The organism is Streptomyces sp. NPDC088124 (assembly GCF_040685895.1).
GTDB lineage: Bacteria > Actinomycetota > Actinomycetes > Streptomycetales > Streptomycetaceae > Streptomyces.
Genome location: NZ_JBFBJB010000001.1, coordinates 194146 through 211838, shown reverse-complemented (window position 1 = coordinate 211838; position 17693 = coordinate 194146). Strand labels below are relative to the sequence as shown.

Annotated in this window: 15 protein-coding genes; 7 read left to right on the top strand and 8 right to left on the bottom strand. The window is 69.3% G+C overall.

Annotated elements, in window-relative coordinates:
- Positions 1–591: 591 nt before the first annotated feature.
- The 4 genes from AB0P17_RS00905 to AB0P17_RS00890 are packed head-to-tail and all read left to right on the top strand — an operon-like array spanning position 592 to position 3966.
- Complete coding sequence (locus AB0P17_RS00905; RefSeq protein ID WP_365806336.1) at positions 592–951, top strand: hypothetical protein; 360 nt, start codon at positions 592–594, stop codon at positions 949–951.
- 5 nt (positions 952–956) lie between these two features.
- A complete protein-coding gene (locus AB0P17_RS00900) occupies positions 957–2258 on the top strand; it encodes a radical SAM protein (protein ID WP_365806334.1) in 1302 nt (433 codons plus the stop codon).
- The gene (locus tag AB0P17_RS00895) at positions 2255–3199 is read left to right on the top strand and encodes a radical SAM protein (RefSeq protein ID WP_365806332.1); all 945 of its coding nucleotides are present in this window, start codon (positions 2255–2257) and stop codon (positions 3197–3199) included. The genes AB0P17_RS00900 and AB0P17_RS00895 overlap by 4 nt, the downstream gene beginning before the upstream one ends.
- Complete coding sequence (locus tag AB0P17_RS00890; protein ID WP_365806330.1) at positions 3196–3966, top strand: hypothetical protein; 771 nt, start codon at positions 3196–3198, stop codon at positions 3964–3966. The genes AB0P17_RS00895 and AB0P17_RS00890 overlap by 4 nt, the downstream gene beginning before the upstream one ends.
- A 58-nt stretch (positions 3967–4024) precedes the next feature.
- Here AB0P17_RS00890 and aspS read toward each other — a convergent pair whose 3' ends face one another.
- Positions 4025–5335, bottom strand: a complete 1311-nt coding sequence (aspS, locus tag AB0P17_RS00885) for an aspartate--tRNA(Asn) ligase (protein ID WP_365806328.1) — start codon at positions 5333–5335, stop codon at positions 4025–4027.
- A gap of 541 nt (positions 5336–5876) precedes the next feature.
- On the opposite strand from aspS, the gene AB0P17_RS00880 reads away from it, so the two are divergent.
- The gene (locus AB0P17_RS00880) at positions 5877–6728 is read left to right on the top strand and encodes a hypothetical protein (RefSeq protein WP_365806326.1); all 852 of its coding nucleotides are present in this window, start codon (positions 5877–5879) and stop codon (positions 6726–6728) included.
- A gap of 42 nt (positions 6729–6770) precedes the next feature.
- Positions 6771–8300: an amino acid permease gene (locus tag AB0P17_RS00875; RefSeq protein ID WP_365806324.1), complete on the top strand. Its 1530-nt coding sequence runs from the start codon at positions 6771–6773 to the stop codon at positions 8298–8300.
- A 310-nt stretch (positions 8301–8610) separates the two neighbouring features.
- Here the strand turns inward: AB0P17_RS00875 and AB0P17_RS00870 are convergent, their stop codons facing one another.
- The gene (locus tag AB0P17_RS00870; protein ID WP_365806323.1) at positions 8611–9729 is read right to left on the bottom strand and encodes a hypothetical protein; all 1119 of its coding nucleotides are present in this window, start codon (positions 9727–9729) and stop codon (positions 8611–8613) included.
- Between the two features lie 380 nt (positions 9730–10109).
- Positions 10110–10814 carry a nucleotidyltransferase domain-containing protein gene (locus tag AB0P17_RS00865; protein ID WP_365806321.1) on the bottom strand — a complete coding sequence of 235 codons (705 nt, stop codon included), beginning with the start codon at positions 10812–10814 and terminating at the stop codon, positions 10110–10112.
- A 380-nt stretch (positions 10815–11194) separates the two neighbouring features.
- Here AB0P17_RS00865 and AB0P17_RS00860 point away from each other — a divergent pair, with 380 nt between their 5' ends.
- Positions 11195–12016 carry a DUF317 domain-containing protein gene (locus AB0P17_RS00860; RefSeq protein ID WP_365806319.1) on the top strand — a complete coding sequence of 274 codons (822 nt, stop codon included), beginning with the start codon at positions 11195–11197 and terminating at the stop codon, positions 12014–12016.
- Positions 12017–12143: 127 nt separating this feature from the next.
- On the opposite strand, the gene AB0P17_RS00855 is transcribed toward AB0P17_RS00860, so the two are convergent.
- From AB0P17_RS00855 to AB0P17_RS00835, 5 genes are all read right to left on the bottom strand, one after another.
- Positions 12144–13880 (bottom strand): relaxase/mobilization nuclease domain-containing protein, encoded by a 1737-nt coding sequence (locus AB0P17_RS00855; protein ID WP_365806317.1) that lies wholly within the window; start codon positions 13878–13880, stop codon positions 12144–12146.
- Positions 13877–14497 carry a mobilization protein gene (locus AB0P17_RS00850; protein WP_365806315.1) on the bottom strand — a complete coding sequence of 207 codons (621 nt, stop codon included), beginning with the start codon at positions 14495–14497 and terminating at the stop codon, positions 13877–13879. Before AB0P17_RS00850 ends, AB0P17_RS00855 begins: the two co-directional genes overlap by 4 nt.
- 38 nt (positions 14498–14535) lie before the next feature.
- The gene (locus AB0P17_RS00845; RefSeq protein ID WP_365806313.1) at positions 14536–15870 is read right to left on the bottom strand and encodes a hypothetical protein; all 1335 of its coding nucleotides are present in this window, start codon (positions 15868–15870) and stop codon (positions 14536–14538) included.
- 90 nt (positions 15871–15960) lie between these two features.
- Entirely contained in the window at positions 15961–16656 is a 696-nt protein-coding gene (locus AB0P17_RS00840) for an ATP-binding protein (protein WP_365806495.1), read from the bottom strand.
- Positions 16653–17576 carry a hypothetical protein gene (locus AB0P17_RS00835; RefSeq protein WP_365806311.1) on the bottom strand — a complete coding sequence of 308 codons (924 nt, stop codon included), beginning with the start codon at positions 17574–17576 and terminating at the stop codon, positions 16653–16655. Before AB0P17_RS00835 ends, AB0P17_RS00840 begins: the two co-directional genes overlap by 4 nt.
- Positions 17577–17693 lie beyond the last annotated feature (117 nt).

The following is a 17693-nucleotide window of genomic DNA, read 5'->3' as shown; positions in this document are numbered from 1 at the left end:
CGGACGCGATCCCGGCCGCACGGATGCCGAGGTGGATGCCCGCGGGCAGGGAGCCGGAGCTGTGTCCCGCCGGCAGGTGGTGGGATGCCATTCGTGCGCCTGAACATGTAGGGCGCCAGGCCGTAACGCTCATCGAGGAGCAAGGACGGCCCGTCGGGCCGGTCATTCTCGACGACGGCGGCCGTGAGCCGCGGATGTACTTCCTGACGCCACTCGGCACCGCGGCGCGGTGGGACGAACCGGGAACGGTGGCGCTGGGGCTGAGCTGCCACGTAGTTGTTCCGCAGGCAGATCGCACCGCAGGCCCGGGACTGTACTGGTACCGGCTGCCGGCCGGGCCTCGCGCCCTCAACCCGCCCGATGGGCTGCACCGTGCCCTGGTCAACGCGCGCAGAGAGCGCGAAGGCCCCCTCTAGAACTTGCTCTGCGGCCCGGGGCCCACCGATCCCGGCGCCGGATCACCGTGCTCGGTTGCCGCAGGGCAGCCAAGTGCCGCTCCGCCCGGAACTCCCCGAGTGGAGCGGTCCCCGCCGGCCCCCGGCGGACGCAAGGGGGCGTTCCGGTACATCCAGTACACAGAGAGGATCAGCCATGCCTCAAGCCAGGCGAGAGAAGAACGACCACTTGATCTACGCGGACGTCGTGGACTCCAAGTCCAAGGCGGGCGTGTGGATGGGCGAGCGCGCCTCCTTCCAGGAAAACCAGGGCCGCATCATCGAAGCACTCAAGGAGGGGACCGACTGGGTCGAACTGAAGGACGCGATCATGGTCATAGGCAGCGACCCGGCCGGGATCACGGTCATCGTGCCGAACCCCACACTGCCCGGCGTGATCGTCCTCTCCGACGGCGGATCGCCGGCCACGTCCGCGAAGCTGCAGGCCGCCGCTGAGGAGAAGGTCCGGACTGTCATGGGCGAACTCGGTATCGCCGAAGAGGAAACGGCGGCCTGACCACCATGGCCGTCCCCCGGATGCTGTGGGGGAAGTACTTCCAGTACGAGCGGGACGGGGAAGCGGTTCTCCTCGACCCAGTCGCACTGGACAGTGTGTTCATCGACCCCGGCGAGGTCCACGACCTCGCCGGGGTCCCCCCGACCGCGACTCATGAAGCCCTCGCAGGGCTCGGCTTCACCCCCGGCGGCCCCGTGGCCGATCGGCGCGAAGCGCTCCGTAACCGTCTTCGACTCCTCGGTCTTGACCGAGCCCCCAGCCGCATCAGCGGTCTGCGCGTGGTTCTCACCAACCGCTGCAACATGGCCTGCACCTACTGCTTCGTCGATACGAACACTGGCGAGCCGGACATGACGGAGGAAGAGCTCGATGAGGGGCTGGAGTTCCTGTTCGAGCAGAACGCCGGGCAGGAGGAGGTGTCCATACAGTGGTTCGGTGGTGAGCCGACCATTCGGTTTGACCTCATGCGGTACGGCGACCAGCTCGCCGACATCCTCGCCGACCGCTATGACGTGGCGAGAGTGCGCCGCACGGTGGTCACCAACGGCGCCCGCCTGACGGACGAGGCTCTCGACCACTTCGTCGCGTACGAGTACGGCGTCGGCATCTCCATCGACGGCCCGCCGGGCATCAACTCCGCTCACCGCCTTCTGCTCGGCGGGCAGCCCGCGGACGACCGGATTCGCCGTAACATCGCCCGGTTCACCGAAGCCGAGGGCCTGCACGTGGGCTGCAACCTCACGCCGACGGCCGCGAACATCGGCCGCCTGGCCGAGACCGTCCGGTGGATCATCGACGATCTCGGTCTGGGCTTCATCTACGTCAACACGCCCATACCGACCTCGGGCCGATGGCAGGTCGAAGGCGTTGACCTGGCCCGTGAGCTGTACGAGGCCCGTATGGCCGCTCTGGGACGGGGCGGAATGCTGTTCTCCGTGCTGGACCGCGCCTACCAGGCTCTGGATACCCGGCGTCCGATGCTGTTCGACCACATGCAAGGCGATCGCAGTCTGAACGCCGCCCTGCTCCCCGGAAACCTGGTGAGCCTCTGCGACATCAACTTCACCGAGCCGTCGTTCTTGCACACTCTCGACGAGCTACGAGCCGACCCCGGCCTGCTGGCCGGCGTGGCGAAGAAGGTCGCGCCCATCCCCGAGTGCGGGGACTGCCCGGCCCTCGCCGTCTGCGGCGGACCGGCGCGCAACGAGCAGGCCCTCATCGGTGGCAGCACCCCGGATCCTGAGATGTGCGCCTTCTACACGAGCACCGTGGAGATCGCGGTGTGGGACCACACGGGGGTGCAATGAACACCGATGTCCGTACGGCGCTGATCTCTACGGCCGGCCACTGCAAGGTGGCCTGTGGGTTCTGTTTCCGGGCTGACCGCGCCCATGGCTTCCTCAGCATGACGACCTACACCCGCGCTCTGTCGCGGCTGAAGGAGACGGGCGTGGAGGGGATCTGTCTGACCGGCGGGGAACCGACCCACCACCCGCAGCTCAGGCAGCTCGTTCGACTGGCCCATCAGTTCGGCATGTCGGTGTCGATGGTGACATCGGCTCGTACAGTCACCGAGGTCATCAACCTCTTCGAGGTGTCGCCTCTGCTGGCTAATGTGAGTGTCTCCGCCGATTCGCGGGGCGCGATGCTGCTGGGGCGCACCAACCGTACGGCGGCATCGGGCATCGCGACCTTGCGCGCCATCAGCACCGAGATCAAGATCCTTCACGTCACCTGCTGGCGTCTGGGAGACGACGAGTGCCGGGACCTGGCCGACCTCGTGTCCGAGTCAGGGGTGGAGATCCAGTTCAGCCCTGTCGTCCTGGATGAGTGTGCCCTACGCAGGGACAGCAGGTCAGTGCAGGACTATCTGGCGCAGCAGCGCCTCGACGCCAACGTTCTGGGCCGCTACTTCACTCTGTCCGACCGGTACCGGACGTATCTCGGGGAGCTGCGGGATCTGCAGCTTCCCGCCGCCGGAGCCGAGCGGTGGCCGTGCCGCTCGGCGACCGCGTATGTATCCGCCGACGGTCAGATACGGCGCTGCCCCTACGGCCAGGCGTCAGTCAGCGTTGACGCGCCCCGTGCCGCCATCAAACAGTTCCTGACCGCTCCGCCGCAGGACCGGGTGACCCCGGACTGCGCGGCCATCTGCCGCTCCCCGGCCACGTGCGACGACCAGAGTGCGTCGTGCTCGGCGCCGGCGCGAGGGCGGCACGACCACACAACCCAATGGACCGCTCCATGACGATCAGCACACCCGACGACTTCATCCAGCGGTGGCGGCAGCCGCCGAACTTTCCGATCGACATCCTCTTCGACTACACGTTTCTGCCCGCCGTCGATGTCCTCGACCTCCTTCGGAAAGACCCGGAGGTCCGGTTCACGATCCTGGGCGACGAGGACTGGCAGGTGCGTATGGACCGCACCGCCGCGTTTCGTACCGCGCCGGTGGAGGAGATCGTCACCTGGCCGTTCCGGCTGGTGCACTTCAACCTCAGCCGCTTCTACGCCGATCTCCTGGACGGCTTCCAGGAAGAGGTCATGATCCCCTGGCGCGCCCAGCTGTCCGCCCGAGGATTCACCTGGCAGCGCCTGGCGCCCATCTTGTTCCTGTCCACAGAGGGCGCGGCCTCGACGTACCACAACGACAACTCCCACGGCCTGGTCTGGCAGGTCCATGGCATCAAGACCTTCCATAGTTACCAGGACCCGGACAAGCACCTTCCGGCCGAAGCGGCGGTCATCGGCGAGACCACCGGCGAGGATCCGCCCGATCACGATGCGGCCGACCGTCAATCCGTCACCATGCGGCCCGGAGAGCAGCTCTGGAGCCACGCGCTGACACCGCACTGGGTCACCACCGAGTCGGCGCTCGCGATGAGCGTCACCCTGTCTCACGGCGGGCTGTGCCACCAGGGTCACTTCTCCGAGAGGGAGCTGGCGCTGCGGGCCTACTGGGACAAAAACCCGAGCGAGGCGTGGACACATGACCTGCGCAATGTCCGCTACTGAGACCGCGTCCCACGACACGAGGCGCTGGCCCGTGTCGTGGGACGCACCCCACAGCCGGCTACGGAGTGAGCCGGTTGGGCCCGCGGAAGAGGAAGGTGGCCTCGCGGATGGAGTCCAGGCCGAGCAGCACCATCAACACCCGTCCGAGGCCCATGCCGAGCCCGCCGTGCGGCGGGCATCCGTACCGGAACGCGTTGAAGTAGTCCCGCATCGGCTCGGGGCTCATGTCCTTCTCAGCGGCCTGCTTCAGCAGCACGTCGTAGCGGTGCTCACGCTGGGCGCCGGTGGTGACCTCCAGTCCCTTCCACAGCAGGTCGAAACTCAGGGTCACGCCCGGGTCGGCGGCCGACCGCATGTGGTAGAAGGGCCGAATGCCGACCGGGTAGTGCGTGATGAACACGAAGTCATGCCCGGTGGCCTTCTTGATGTGAGCGGAGATGTTCCGCTCGCCCTCCGGGTCCAGGTCCTCCTTGGCCTCCTGAGGGTCCCAGCCGCCCTTGCGCAGGATTTCGTGCGCCTCGGCCATGGTGATGCGCGGGAAGGGTGTGGTGGGGACGGTGACCTCGACGCCGAAGAGTTCGTTGATCGCCTGCCCGTGCGTGTCGGCGACCTGGGTGATCGCGTGGGCGAGCATCTGTTCCTCGAACGCCATGACCTCCTCGACGTCGTCGATCCAGGCCAGCTCCACGTCGACTCCCGTGAACTCGGTGGCGTGCCGGGAGGTGAACGACGGCTCGGCGCGGAAGACCGGTCCGATCTCGAAGACCTTGTCGATCCCGGCCGAGATCGCCATCTGCTTGTAGAACTGGGGCGATTGAGCCAGGTAGGCGCTACGGTCGAAGTAGCCGAGTTCGAAGACCTCCGCGCCGGACTCCGAGGCGGTGCCCATGAGCTTGGGGGTGTGCATCTCCGTGGCGCCTTGCGCGTAGGCGTACTCGCGCATCCCCTGCTCCAGGGTGGTCTGCACGGCGAACATCAACTGGGTGGCGGGACGTCGGCGCACGTCCAGGAACCGCCAGTCCAACCGTTGCTCCAGGCCGGTGTGCTCGTCGATCGGCAGCGGGGCGGCGGCCAGGTTCAGGATCTCGACCGCTGCGGGGACGATCTCCAGGCCGCCCAGGTTCACCTGTGCGGCGTCGACGACGCGGCCGGTGATACGGACGGCGGACTCGGGGGTGAGGGATTCGAGCTGGGCTTCCAGCGGCCCGTCGTCGCGCTTGTGGGTCACCTGCACCAGGCCGGTGCCGTCCCGCACGATGACGAACTGCATCTTGCGCTGCAGGCGCAGGGTGTTCACCCACCCGCAGACGGAGACGGTACGGCCCACGTGTTCTCGCAGGTCGGAGACGTGTACGCGGCTGTGGATCATTTCGGTCCTCCGGAGGACGTCGTCATGATCCCTTGGGAGTGCGGGCGAGAAGGGCAACTCGCGGTACCACCGCACTTTCGCCGCCACAGAGTGACGGCCTCATTCGAGCCCGGTGACGGGGGCCGGCCGGCGGGGCATTGGACCACCAGATGGGGTCGTTCCTCCCCGCGCTCGGGAGGGTCTTCACCTCGGGGCGCGAGACCGCCTTCCCAGCTTCCGGCGGTTCTCTCGGCTCGCGTGATCCCTGGCTACTCATCTCCGTCAGCGCGTTGCCCGGAAGGATACGGACACCGCGAGCCCGTCCGCAATCGGGAAACGCGCGACGACCGTAGCGCGCTTTCCTCCCGAGGCCGCGAGCCAGCCGGTCCGTACGAGTTCGAATTGCGGGGCCAGGAAGGCAGGAGCACGACGCCCGGCGGCACGGCGGTCACGCGGCCGAGAACGGACAAGGCGGTGAGAAAGGATGAGAGCGCCGCGACTTCTTGACACTCACCCGGCGAGGGGCGACGAGCCCTTGCGGCGGGCGCTCGATGACGCCGCTATGGGGCGGTGGGAGGGTCCGCGCGACCTGCTGACCTCGACCGGGCCGGACTGGGATCGCCGGATCTTCCGTCTCCAGGTTCTCGCCGAAGCCGGGGCGCGGCTCAGGTGCGCCGACACCTGGGCGAAAGCTGAGCCGCGCTCCCCGCACGCCCTCGCGCTGCTCGCGAATGTGCAGGCCCTGCGCGCGATGATCGCCGGACGCGACAGCGGCCGGACGCTGATGGAGGACGCCTGGGCTACGTGCCGCGCCGCGCTGAACGTATGGCCGCAGGATGTCGCTCCACTGGTCGTCATGCTCGCGCTGCTCCGTACGCACGCCCCCAATCGGAACACGCTCGACCGTGTGTGGGAGGAGATCAAGCAGCGTGACCCCTGGAACCGGGAGGCACATCATGAGGTGGTCACCTACCTGCTCTCCGGCCACCACGGCGCGCAGGGTGAGGCGGCGTGGTGGGCTGACGAGCAGGCATCCATCGCCCCCAGAGGGCTGCCCATCGCGGTCCTGCCCCTCGTCGTCCTCGCGGAAGCGCACCGGTCCCGCCAGGAACAGGACCCGAAAGCCTACGGGCTGACAATCCACCCCTGGATCGAGTGTCCGCAGGTCGACCCGGTGCTGGAGCGTTGGTGGCGTTACCGCGCACCGCGTCCGCATGCCTGTTTCGCCGATGACGCCAACTATCTCGCTCACGCGCTGTCGTTCGCGAACCGCCACCAGGAGGCCCTGGAGGTCTTCGACGCGATCGGTTCCTACGCCACGCGGGTTCCCTGGTCCTACTGCGGCCAGGCCAACGAACTGTTCCTGCGGCACCGCGCCTGGGCCTACAGCCCGCCGCGGCGTCGGCATCACTGAGCACTCGACACACCCTCCGACCGTACGAAGGACGGCACCCCTATGCCTCTTGACGTCTCCCGCGTCTCCGACGAGGAACGCCTCAAGCAACTCGGCTACCAGCAGACGCTCTCCCGCTCGATGTCCGGCCGCGCCAACTTCGGCGTCAGCTTCACGATCATCTCCATCCTGTCCGGCTGCATGACGCTGTACGGCTACGGCATGAACACCGGCGGGCCCGCGGTGATCATGTGGGGCTGGCTGTTCGTCGGCCTGATGACGCTGTTCGTGGGCCTGTCGATGGCCGAGGTCTGCTCCTCCTACCCGACCAGCGCGGGCCTGTACTTCTGGGCGCACCGCATGGCCCCCCAGCGCACGGCGGCGGCCTGGGCGTGGTTCACCGGCTGGTTCAACACGCTCGGGCAGATAGCGGTCACCGCGGGCATCGACTTCGGTGCCGCGAACTTCCTCAACGCCCTTCTCGAACTCCAATTCGGCTTTGCCGTCACGCCCGGTCACACGATCACGCTGTTCGGGATCATCCTCGTCCTGCACGGCGTCCTGAACACCTTCGGCGTGCACATCGTCGCCTTCCTCAACGAGGTGTCCATCTGGTGGCACATCCTGGGCGTCGTCGTGATCTGCGGCGCCCTGGTCCTCGTCCCGGATCACCACCAGTCGACGCGCTTCGTGTTCGGCGAGTTCGTCAACAACACCGGCTTCTCGTCCAGCGTCTACGTGGTGCTGATCGGGCTGCTGATGGCGCAGTACACCTTCACCGGCTACGACGCCTCGGCCCACATGACGGAAGAGACCATCGACGCCTCCACCGCCGGCCCCCAGGGCATCGTCCGCTCGATCCTTGTCTCCCTCGTAGCCGGGTTCGTCCTCCTCTTCGGGTTCACGTACGCCATCCAGTCCTACGAAGGAGCCCTCGAATCAGGCACCGGCGTGCCCCCGGCACAGATCCTCATGGACACCCTCGGCACAGTGGCCGGCAAGTGGCTGCTGCTCGTGATCATCGTCGCCCAGCTCTTCTGCGGGATGGCGTCCGTGACCGCCAACTCCCGCATGATCTACGCGTTCTCCCGTGACGGCGCTCTGCCCTTCTCCTCGACGTGGCACAAGCTCAACCCCGCCACGCGTACTCCCACCAACGCCGTCTGGCTCGCCACGGGCGGCGCCTTCGCCCTCGGCCTGCCCTACCTGTGGAACAGCACCGCCTACGCGGCCGTTACCTCCATCGCGACCATCGGCCTCTACATCGCGTACGTGATTCCCACGTTTCTCCGGCTGCGCCAGGGGGACCGGTTCGAGCGCGGCCCCTGGCACCTCGGTTCCTGGTCCACCATCGTCGGCACGATCGCCGTCATGTGGGTCTTGGTGATCACAGTGCTGTTCATGCTGCCGCAGAGCGCACCAGTCACGGCGAAGACCTTCAACTACGCCCCGATCGCGGTCGGCGTCGTGGTCGCCTTCTGTGGAATCTGGTGGCTCGCGTCGGCCCGCAAGTGGTTCCTCAACCCCACCCATCCCCGCAATTCCCGGCCAGACCGCGAACGTACACGCAGGCGGGAAGCCGCTCGCCCGTAGGGCGCGGCGCCGTCGAGCTCTCGACGAAGCACGGCTGGGGCTGCGGCCCCAGCCGCGCACCTGGCACTGGGCCTGACTCACGTCGTGAGACAGGAGGTCCTGGAGCGGCTCACGCCCAGCTTGTCCGCGCTGTCAGATCGCCATTGACCGACTTGACGTCGTGCGCGGCCGATCTTGCTGGGTGACGCGGGGCGAGTGGCTTTGTCCACGAGAACGGGCAGCAGATGTTCACCACTTCGGGAGGCACCAGGATCTGGTGCTGTTTGATTGCGGCGGTTCCGGAGAGTGACGTGCTGCCCCTGTTAGTCGGCTAGAAGAGGCCGGCGCGCATGTGGTGCGTGAGGTTCTCCAGGATCTCGCGCAGCCACGGGCTGCGGACGGCCGGAAGCCGGACCAGGGTGTGCCGGAGCACTTCCGGGTCGGCCCGGAACAGGCGACCGGGGCGCGGCGCGGGCGGGTCGAAGTCGTCGCGGAGGGTACCGGCGGGCAGGGTCCCCGACGCGGGGACGGGCAGCTCCGGCCCGGGAAAGGCCAGCCACAGCCACACCCCGAACGGCAGCGGTACCAGGTACGGCGCCGGGTCGGCCGGGGCCCAGGTCTCCCCTGTTTGAGGATGGGACGGCACGAGGAGGATGGAGGTGTCTTCGCTGGAGGCCGGCAGTCCAGGTCCCGCCAGGACGGCACAACGCGCCCGCGGGCCCGCGGGCAACAGGGCGTCGAGCGCGCGTTGGAAGACCTGCCCGACCAAGCCGCCCGGGACCATCACCGGGTGGCCCTCTGAAGCCGCCAGCAGGTGGGCGAGCGCCCGGCCGGCCGCCGCCTCCCACTGCGGGCTCCACGACCACCAGTAGTTCGACCAGTGGCCTGCCGCCGTCCGCCCCCAGGTGGCGATCGGCTCGAACAGGGGTGTGCCCTTGCCTTCCGCCATCAGCTCGGACCAGGAAAGCGGCGCGGCGTCGGCGCCGTCGACGGGAAGGCGGCGTACGGCGTTCGGGGTGAGCCACAGCGCCTGCCAGAGCGAGCAGTCGTCGATCCGGCTCGCCACGGGCAGGTAACACTGCGCGCAGGCCACGTTGGGTCCGTCGGCACCGTCAAGGCCGCAGCAGTAGCCGCCTCCGCGATTTCCCGGGATCAGCATCGTGCCGCTGGCATCGCCCGGCGCGATGACGATCGCGCCGGGCGCGCCGTCGGAAAGGGCATACACCGGAGCGTAGACACCGCGGGCGGCCGCCTCGTCCGGCCGGATCTCCTCCCACCCCCGCCACGGTGGCCCCCAGGGCTCCGGGTCCACCGCGAACGTGCCCGACTCCATGAGCACCGGGAGCTGGATCCCGTTCCCGTACTTCTGATGAGCGTGGGCCGGCAGCGCGACCTGGGACAACGGGACGGTCAGCCTGCCCCCACAGCCGGCGCACACGAAAACGAACAAACATCCTCCGTAAGGGAACAGAAGCATCGTCACAGCTCAGCGACGGACCAGCCAACACGTTTTTCTTCCGCTGCACGAGACCGTGCAACATCACGGTGTGCAGCGTCACCGTTCGAATCCTCGGTACGCGGGGTGCCTCCCGAAGTGGTGAACATCTGCTGCCCGTTCTTGTGGACGAAGCCAGGGCGAGATTCCTCAATACGTTCCACATGGGCTGTTCGAGCCTGTGCAGGCGTACCTCGGTGAGGTTCTTGCCTCCTGAGAGTCGACGTCGGCGAAAGGCTGACCGGGTATTGCCGACGAACTGACGTAGGGGCGCCCACGCAGGCCCGAGACAGCGAGGCTTGGCGGGGCGTCGGTCCCGTGCGGAGCGAGATCGTTCAGGGAGTTCCGGCGCGCTTGTAGCCGACCCACAATCGGCCGCCGGCCTGTCCGAGCACCTCCTCCACGACGGCCACAAGGGGCTCGACTCTCCCGCTCAGTACCTCTTGCAGGCCGTGACGGAGGCGCGTGCTGAGCCCTGGCGCGGTCGTCTTAAGACGGCGCGCCAGCCACTTCCCCCCACCACCCCACGAACCGCCGACGGCCAACGCCAGCTCACCGGTCCGTCGGACCAGTTCGGTCGCGACGAAGAGACGCTCGCTCTGGTCGGTGCTTCCCGCGAGGTCGTCCAGGAGGTCGGTGATCGCGTAGCGGCGGTCGTCGATCTCTTCCGCCGACTCCGGGGGCGGTCCCGAGGCGGTCAGCCTCCGGGCTTCCGCGGCGATGCGTGCTCCAAGTCCGTCGGTGTCGAAGAGCAGCAGCCCGTCGGCACACATCCACAGCAGCGGTGACCGGCGCCTGCGTAGTTCCCGTTCGACGTAGGCGTGCCACGTCGCTTCGGTGTGTACGAACATCTCCACCGGCCAGTCGGCGTACTGGACGCTCGCGCGGTACGGGGCCGGGGCTCCGTGGAGCAGCACCACGATGTCGAGGTCAGACATGGCTGTGCGGCGGCCTGTCACCACGCTGCCTCCCAGGAGGGCGGCTCGCGCGTCAGGGTGATGTTCCTCTACGACGGCGCGTGCGGACTCGATCGCATCCATGGAGCAACTATCAGCATTGGCCGCGTCGCGCGCACATCCTTTCTCGGTTCGACCGTGATGTCTCGGGTTCCATATCGCAGTTCGCCGGGGGCAGACAGCAAAGAGCCACGAATGACTGGCCAACGTTGCAGTGGCATGTCAACGTGGACGACGTTCCTTCACAGCACCAGGTCATAGAGGTGATTGCCGGAGACCGCGGCGTCCCCTGGAGCCCGGATTTCCCACCACCTTTGAGGTCCTTCGGCTGCCTGCCTGGCTGTTCGCCCCGGGCCAGGACACGCTCGTGATGGATCGGTTCTCCGCCGACGATGTGCACCTGGTCGTTGACGACCGCGCGGACGTGCACGTCCGTTCGAAGAACCGTAAAAGACTTCCAACCTTTGGAGGCGTACCTGCATTCCGACATTCCGTTCGGCCCGCCTGCCCCGGCCGGCGCCCCGCCCGCGTACTGGGTCGGTCCCCGGCACTTGGCCGGTGATGACGGGCGTCTGTACGAGGCTGTGGCCGATACGCTCGCCGATCTGGACTGGACGAGTCTGACGATCGTCCGCGGGCGCCAGGAGCCGGACGAGGCGGCGGAGGCCCGTCAGGTCCTACGCAGCACCGTCCTTCACATCAGTCCCGACTCGCTGCGGTGGGCGCAGTGGGTCTTGCCGGACGAGCCGTTCCACCTGGGGAATCTGCCGATTGCCTGGCAGGTGTCCGCTCGCGCGGAGCCGAGCAGCCCGCTCGCGCGGTGGTCGGCCTACTTCACTCCTGATGTGCCCGGCGAGGTCCTCTCCACCTTCCTCGCCGCACTCGACGCCCGCGATCAGCCCACCGTGCCGCTCGGTGGCCCCGAGCTGGTCCTCGACGCGGTCGCGGCGCACGGTTGGCCGCGTGACACCGGTCAGCCCGGTGCGGGTGCGGTGGATCCGACGTTCGCCTCGCACGTCCGCCTCGGTGAAGTGCCGCCCCTCATCCAGGATGGTGACCCACTGGCCCTTGTGGCTGAGGCGGACGACGCGGTCCTGGCCGGTTGGCAGGCGTGGTCCGAGCCGATGCTCGGCGCTGGATACCTGTGGGCGGCTTCGTTCAGCCCGGGCGTGCCGCACGACCTCGTCGCCGCCTTCGCCGGTGGCCTCTGTTCCCGCGCACCGGTCCTGCGCCGGGTGCTGCCGGAGAGCACACGCGATCGGCTCCTGCGCGCCCCAGCCCACTGAAGGCCATCCAACGCGTGAGCCGGGCCGCCCGAGGGGAGGCCCGGCTTTGCGATGTGTCCTGTCCGGAGGCGCATCCCGGGCCGCTCAGCCCAACCGGCGATCGTCGGTGTGTTGCGTGGGCTCCCGGTCAGCGTCGCCGGTTGGGATCGATCACGGTACTCAGCGAGGGCAGGGCGCTGGACACCGAGGACTCTTTGCGCCGGTTGCCTCGGGCGGGTGTGTCGTGGCGGGTTTCGGTCAGGGCGGGCAGATGGGCGCCGCGCCGCAGGCGCCAGACAAGGACGTCACTGATGGAGGTGACGGTGCCCAGCTCGCGCCGCCGGGCGGCTTCGGTCAGCAGAGCCGCCGGATCGTGACCGGCTCTGCGGGCTTCATCGAGAGTGGCTGCCAGGGCGGGCCAGCCGGCTTCGGCCTGGACCCGTGTGGCCAGGGCCGGCAGCACGTGGTGGATAAGGTCGGCTTGCCGCTGCCGGACGCGCGGGGCCAGATGCTGGCCCCGATAGCGGAGGGCGGCCATAGGTTCACCCGCGGCGGCTCGGTAGGCGGCGCGCAGGTGTCCAGCGGCTTGTCGGGCGGCGGCGGCCTGCTGGCCGTGGTGCCTTTTGGCATGCCAGTTCGCCGCGGCGATGGCGAGGAAGAAGGCCATGTCGATGAGCATGGCGGTGGTGGCGCCGTCTTCCCCGCGACCGAGGGCGGGACCGCTGTGGATGAGATCGCGGGCCGCTTGGCGCAGGGCGCGGTCGTGCCCGCGTACGGCCTTCACGTGGGAGCGGCTGGCCCGCTCGAACCCGGTCGCAGCCTCCCGGAATTCGGCGCGGGTGTGGGCGGCGGAGGTCTTGGCGAGCGCGTCCAGGATCTCCCCCGCCGCAGCGATCTGGGCCGCTGCCGCACCGTCGTCGCCCTGGTCGATGATCAGGAGGGCCTGCCAGGCGGCGGCGGAGGCCCGGCGCCGCGCGAACGCGGGACCGGTCACATCCGGCAGGGTGGGTTGTTCCGGCCGGGTGCTGTCCCCCGACGGGGCAGCCTCCGCGGGACGTGCCCAGCGTTCGCGGACGCGGGGCAGGGACAGATCGGGTGCGAGCGTGGAACCGGCGTAGAAGACCGGCTCACCGTCCTTGTTGCGGTCGACGGGGAGAGCGACCTTGTAGCCGAGGAGGTCGCCGGAGGGCGCGACGCGCTTGCGAATCAGCAGCCCGGCTGCGGCCAACCGGTCGAAGAACTCCTCCTCGCTCGTCGCGCCGGCCACCGCGCACCGTACAGACTCCCGCAACTCCTCGCGAGCAGGTCGTGACCTGCCCTCGCGTTCGGCCTTGTGCCGCTCGGCACTGGTGGACCGCTTGGCCGCGGTGCCGTCCCCGGATGCGACCTGGTGCAGGCCGAGTTCTTTCTCGATCAGCCGGCACTCTGCTTGGGCGCGCTTGCCGGAGCGGTGGTGGTCCGGGCGGCGGCCGTCCTCGCGGACCAGGGTGGCGATGATGTGGATGTGGTCGTCGGCGTGCCGGACAGCGGCCCAGCGGCAGCCGGCGCCGTCGCCGGGATCGATGCCGGTGGCGGCGACCGTACGGCGGGCAATGTCGCCCCACTGCTCGTCGGACAGGATCGGGTCGTCGGGGGCGGCGCGTACGGAGCAGTGCCAGACGTGTTGGTCGGGACGATGGCCCGCGTCAAGCAGCGACAGAGGCTGGTCGAGGAGGTGCTGGAGGTCTTTCTTCGTCACCGAGGGGTCGCGACCGGGATCGGGGGCCATGCCGTCGAAGGAAGCGACCAGGTGCGGGTCGATGTGCTCCTCGTGGGTGCCCTTGCCGTACAGGTAGTGCAGGAGCCCGAGCGTACGGCTGCCCTGCTGATGGATCCGGGGGATCAAGCCGCCTGCGCCTCCTGTCGGTCGGTGATCCTGTCGGCCGCCCGTTGCACGGCTCGCGCGGCGCGTTGCAGGTCGGTGAGGGCGGCGGCGAAATGCGGCGCGTCGGCGCCGGAGTTGAGAGCCTTGACGGCCTGGTTGACGTTGCTGCCTGCCCAGCCGAGCTGACGGCGCACGCCGAACAGGGCGGTCAGGATGTCCCGTTCAGTCGCGATCATCGCCGCGGTGCGGGACTGGTCACGGGCGGCGGCCAGGGCGGAGTGGGCCAGGAAGCCTGCCACGCTCATGCCGACGTGGTCGGCGCCGGACTGGATGATGTCGAGTTCTTGCCCGTTGAGGCGGACGCTGTGCGCGGGGCGCTGCTTCTTGTCGCGCGGACGCGACTTCCCCTTCCCGGCTTTGCGCGGGCGGCTGGCCTTGCCCGACTGCGATCCGCCCTCGGTCGCAGCCTCCCCGTCCGACGCCCCCTGGCGCCGGACGGGCCCCGCCACCCCTGGGGCGGGGTCGGGTTCGGGCGCTCCCCCTGCGGGGGAGTGTCCGAACCTCCAACTTGCTCTCGTTGGGGCGGGGTTGGTGATCTTCGTCTGGGCGTGGTGCAGTTCGTGGTGGGAGTCGTGCATCGAGCGGCCTTCCTTGAGTGCTGGAGGTAGGTGTGGTCTCAGTACGGCTGGTCGGCGGGCCTGGTCCCCAGGTCGGCTTTGACGCTGCGGACGACTTCTCCGGCGATGTCGCTGCCGACGCTGTGGCCGTCCGCGCGTACGGCCTCCTCCAGCAGGTCACGGGAGAGGCGCCCGGTCTCGTGGTGGAGGCGCTTTGCGTACGTGGTGAGCAGGTCCGGTGTCGCCCGTGGCTTTCGGCCAGGGCGATTCGACTTCGCCCGTGCGGCCTTGCCCGGATCGACGTGCGGCGCTGCCTCGCCCGGTTCCGGTTCCGGGCCGACAGCGGTACGGGCGGGCTGTAGCGGGCGGTCCCCGGGCAGAGGGCGGGCTACCCGGTCGGGGGCGTCACCGCCCGTGACGTTGGAGAGTGGGCCGCCCGGAGCTTCCGCCCGCGTCGCCACCGCGGCTCGCGGGCGGGCAGTCGCGGCGCTGCCCGTCGAGCCCGCGTCCGGACGGGGCCAACGGGCAGGCAGGGAGACGGAGGCCAGGGCGAGAGCCTGCTGGCGGGTGGCGAGCTTGCGCAGCAGCAGCTCGTCCTGGCGCTCGTCACGGTCGACGTCGGCCCGCTCCAGTGCCTGGTGCAGACGGCTGGTGAGGCGCCGCCCGCGCCGCTTGGCGCGCCGCTCCGGCGTCATGGCCTCCGCCTGGAGTATCAGGGTGACGGCCCGGTCGAGAGCGCGCTCGCGGATGATCCGGGCAGCGTCCGCGTCCCGGTCGGCGATCGAGAGCCGGGCCAGCAGCCGTTCGCGTGATTGCCGGGCGAGGACGGCGGCGAAGCCGCGGGAGTCGGCGTGCGGGCTGCGGTGGCGTAGTTCGATGCCCATGGCCAGGTGCCACAGCATCGCCGCCAGGAACGGGCCGACGAAGGCCCGCACGGTTCCGCCCACTGGCCCGGACTCGGCATAGGCGGGCAGGATCTGCACGGCCGTGATCACCCAGGTGAGGGTGCCCGGCAGGCCGGGCGCCTGCTTCGGGCCGTTGAGGTTCTGCCGGGCGAGCAGAGCGGTGGCGAACAGGGCGAGCTCGGCGGCGGCGAACATCGCCGCGCGCTCGACGGTGCCGCCCATGTCCAGGTAGTCGGCAGCGAACCGCCAACTGGTGTCCGCGCTGTAGGCGGTGCAGCCGATCGCGGCGACGGCGGCGACCCGGACCGCGGCAGTGCCATGGCGCGGCCCTTCGGTGTCGCGCTTACGGGCGCGCTGCCACAGCCATCCAGCGGTCAAGGCGAGGGCGACGAGCACGATTACCGCTGCCGCGGTCGGGGTGATCCAGTGAGCGAGGGACGCTGCGGTTGTCTCTGCGGCACTTGTGGGCACGATGTCGCCGGAAGTCATGCAGGGGCTCTCCAAAGGCTCGCGCGAGCGGGGCATGCCGGTGCGCGGGCGGGGTGCGGTGAGGGTGGGAAGGGGTACGCGCGGCTGATGTCAGGAGGCGGGCGCGTTACGGCGTCGATCGGGACCGGTGAGGACGACGCGCTCGGTCATCTCGGCCAGGCGTGAGGCGACGCGGTCGCCGAGCGCGGTGCGCAGCTCGGCTGTGGGGAGGTTGGTGGTGATGAGGGTGGGGAGCATGTGCTCGTACCGGTGGTTGATCAGCCGGTAGGTCAGCTCCTCGGTCCACTCGCTGGTCTTGGCCGCGCCGAGGTCGTCCAGGAGCAGCAGCGGGCAGCGGGCCAGCGTCCGCAGGTCCCGTTCGCCGTCGTGGCCGGCGCGGGGGCGAAGCCGCGCGTGCAGGTCGGCCGAGGTGGTGGCCTCCCAGCGCAGACGGACGCCCCGGGTGAGGAGGGCGCGGACGGCGCCGTACGCCTGATGGGTCTTGCCCGTGCCGGTGGGACCGGCGATCAGCAGCGACGGACCCTCGGCGATGCCGGGTCCGCTGGGACCGGGGCGTCCAGCTCGGGCGATTTGGTCGGCCCAAGTGGTGATCCGCGGGTGATCGGCCAGGGCGCGACGGTAGCGGGCGGGGACACGGGCGTCCGCGAGTTCCAGGGCTGTGACGGGCTCAGCCGGTGGCTCCTCCGCCATGACATCGGGGGCGATGCCCCGGCCGGCCAGGATTGTGGTGAGCCGGTCGGTAAGCGGACCGACTGGGCGGGGCTCTCGTGCGAGGGTGGCGGTCAGAGCTGATCTCCGTACGCGGCGACGACGTCGGTGGGGTTCGTCCACGCCCGGTGGGTGGCGGGCGCGACCGCGGAGGCGGCGTTCATGACCTCGTGGACGAGGCTGGGCAGGACGCTCGGGGACAGCCCCTTGGCGCGATGGCGTTGGAGGGCGGCTCGTAGAGGGGCGGGGGCGATGCCCTCCTCGAGCAGCTTGCGCACCTGTCCGCCCAGTTGGTTGAGGAAGGCGTCCGGCGGGCGGTGGTTGCACGCCGCGACGTACTCGCCAAGGAGCTGCTTGGCCGAGACGGTGTCGGGCGCGGGGGCGCTCGCGCCCCCCGGAGGGATACTTCCTAGATCCATGATCCTAGGTCCTAGATCCGGGCGGTGAGGCTTCACCGACGGCTCCGGGTGTTCTGCGTGAGCCCTCACGGAGGACTCCATGAAACTGTCCTGACCTGCGGATTCTCCATTGACGCGCCGATTTGGCGCAGTCTCGCGCGCAGCCTGTGCGTCCTCATGGAATCCTCCGTGAGGCGGCAGGGAGGGCTCCGTGACGCTGACCCTCGCGGTGTTCGGAGGGTCTCCGGCCGAGGCGCTGTGATGAGGGCAGGCAGGGAGGCGGCTCTTGCTCGGCCGGTTGATCTTCTGATGCAGGTGCCAGGTCACGATATGCAAGTAGCGCTTCTCGTCCGGGCTCTTGTAGCGGCAGATCAGTCCGGCGTCAGCCAGCTGGGCGAGGTCCGTCTCGACATCGGACGGGGTGTGCTCCGGCCGCAGGACCCACAGCTGGCCCGCGATGATCGCGGCGTGGTCGCGGTGCCGGCCTTGGTCGTCGGCCTGGGTGAGCAGGCCGAGGAAGGTCCGCTCCGCGGCCAGGGAGACGGCGGCCAGGGACTCGGAGACGAAGGCTTCGGGCTTGATGGTGCGGATTCGTGCCAAGAGGGGCGGTTCCTCACTCGGTTGCAGGTGGGCGGGCGCCCACGGATCACCGTCGATCGTGGCGGTACGGGCGTCAGGGGGACCGGTCGACGACGCGTGGCGCGCTGATAGCCGCTC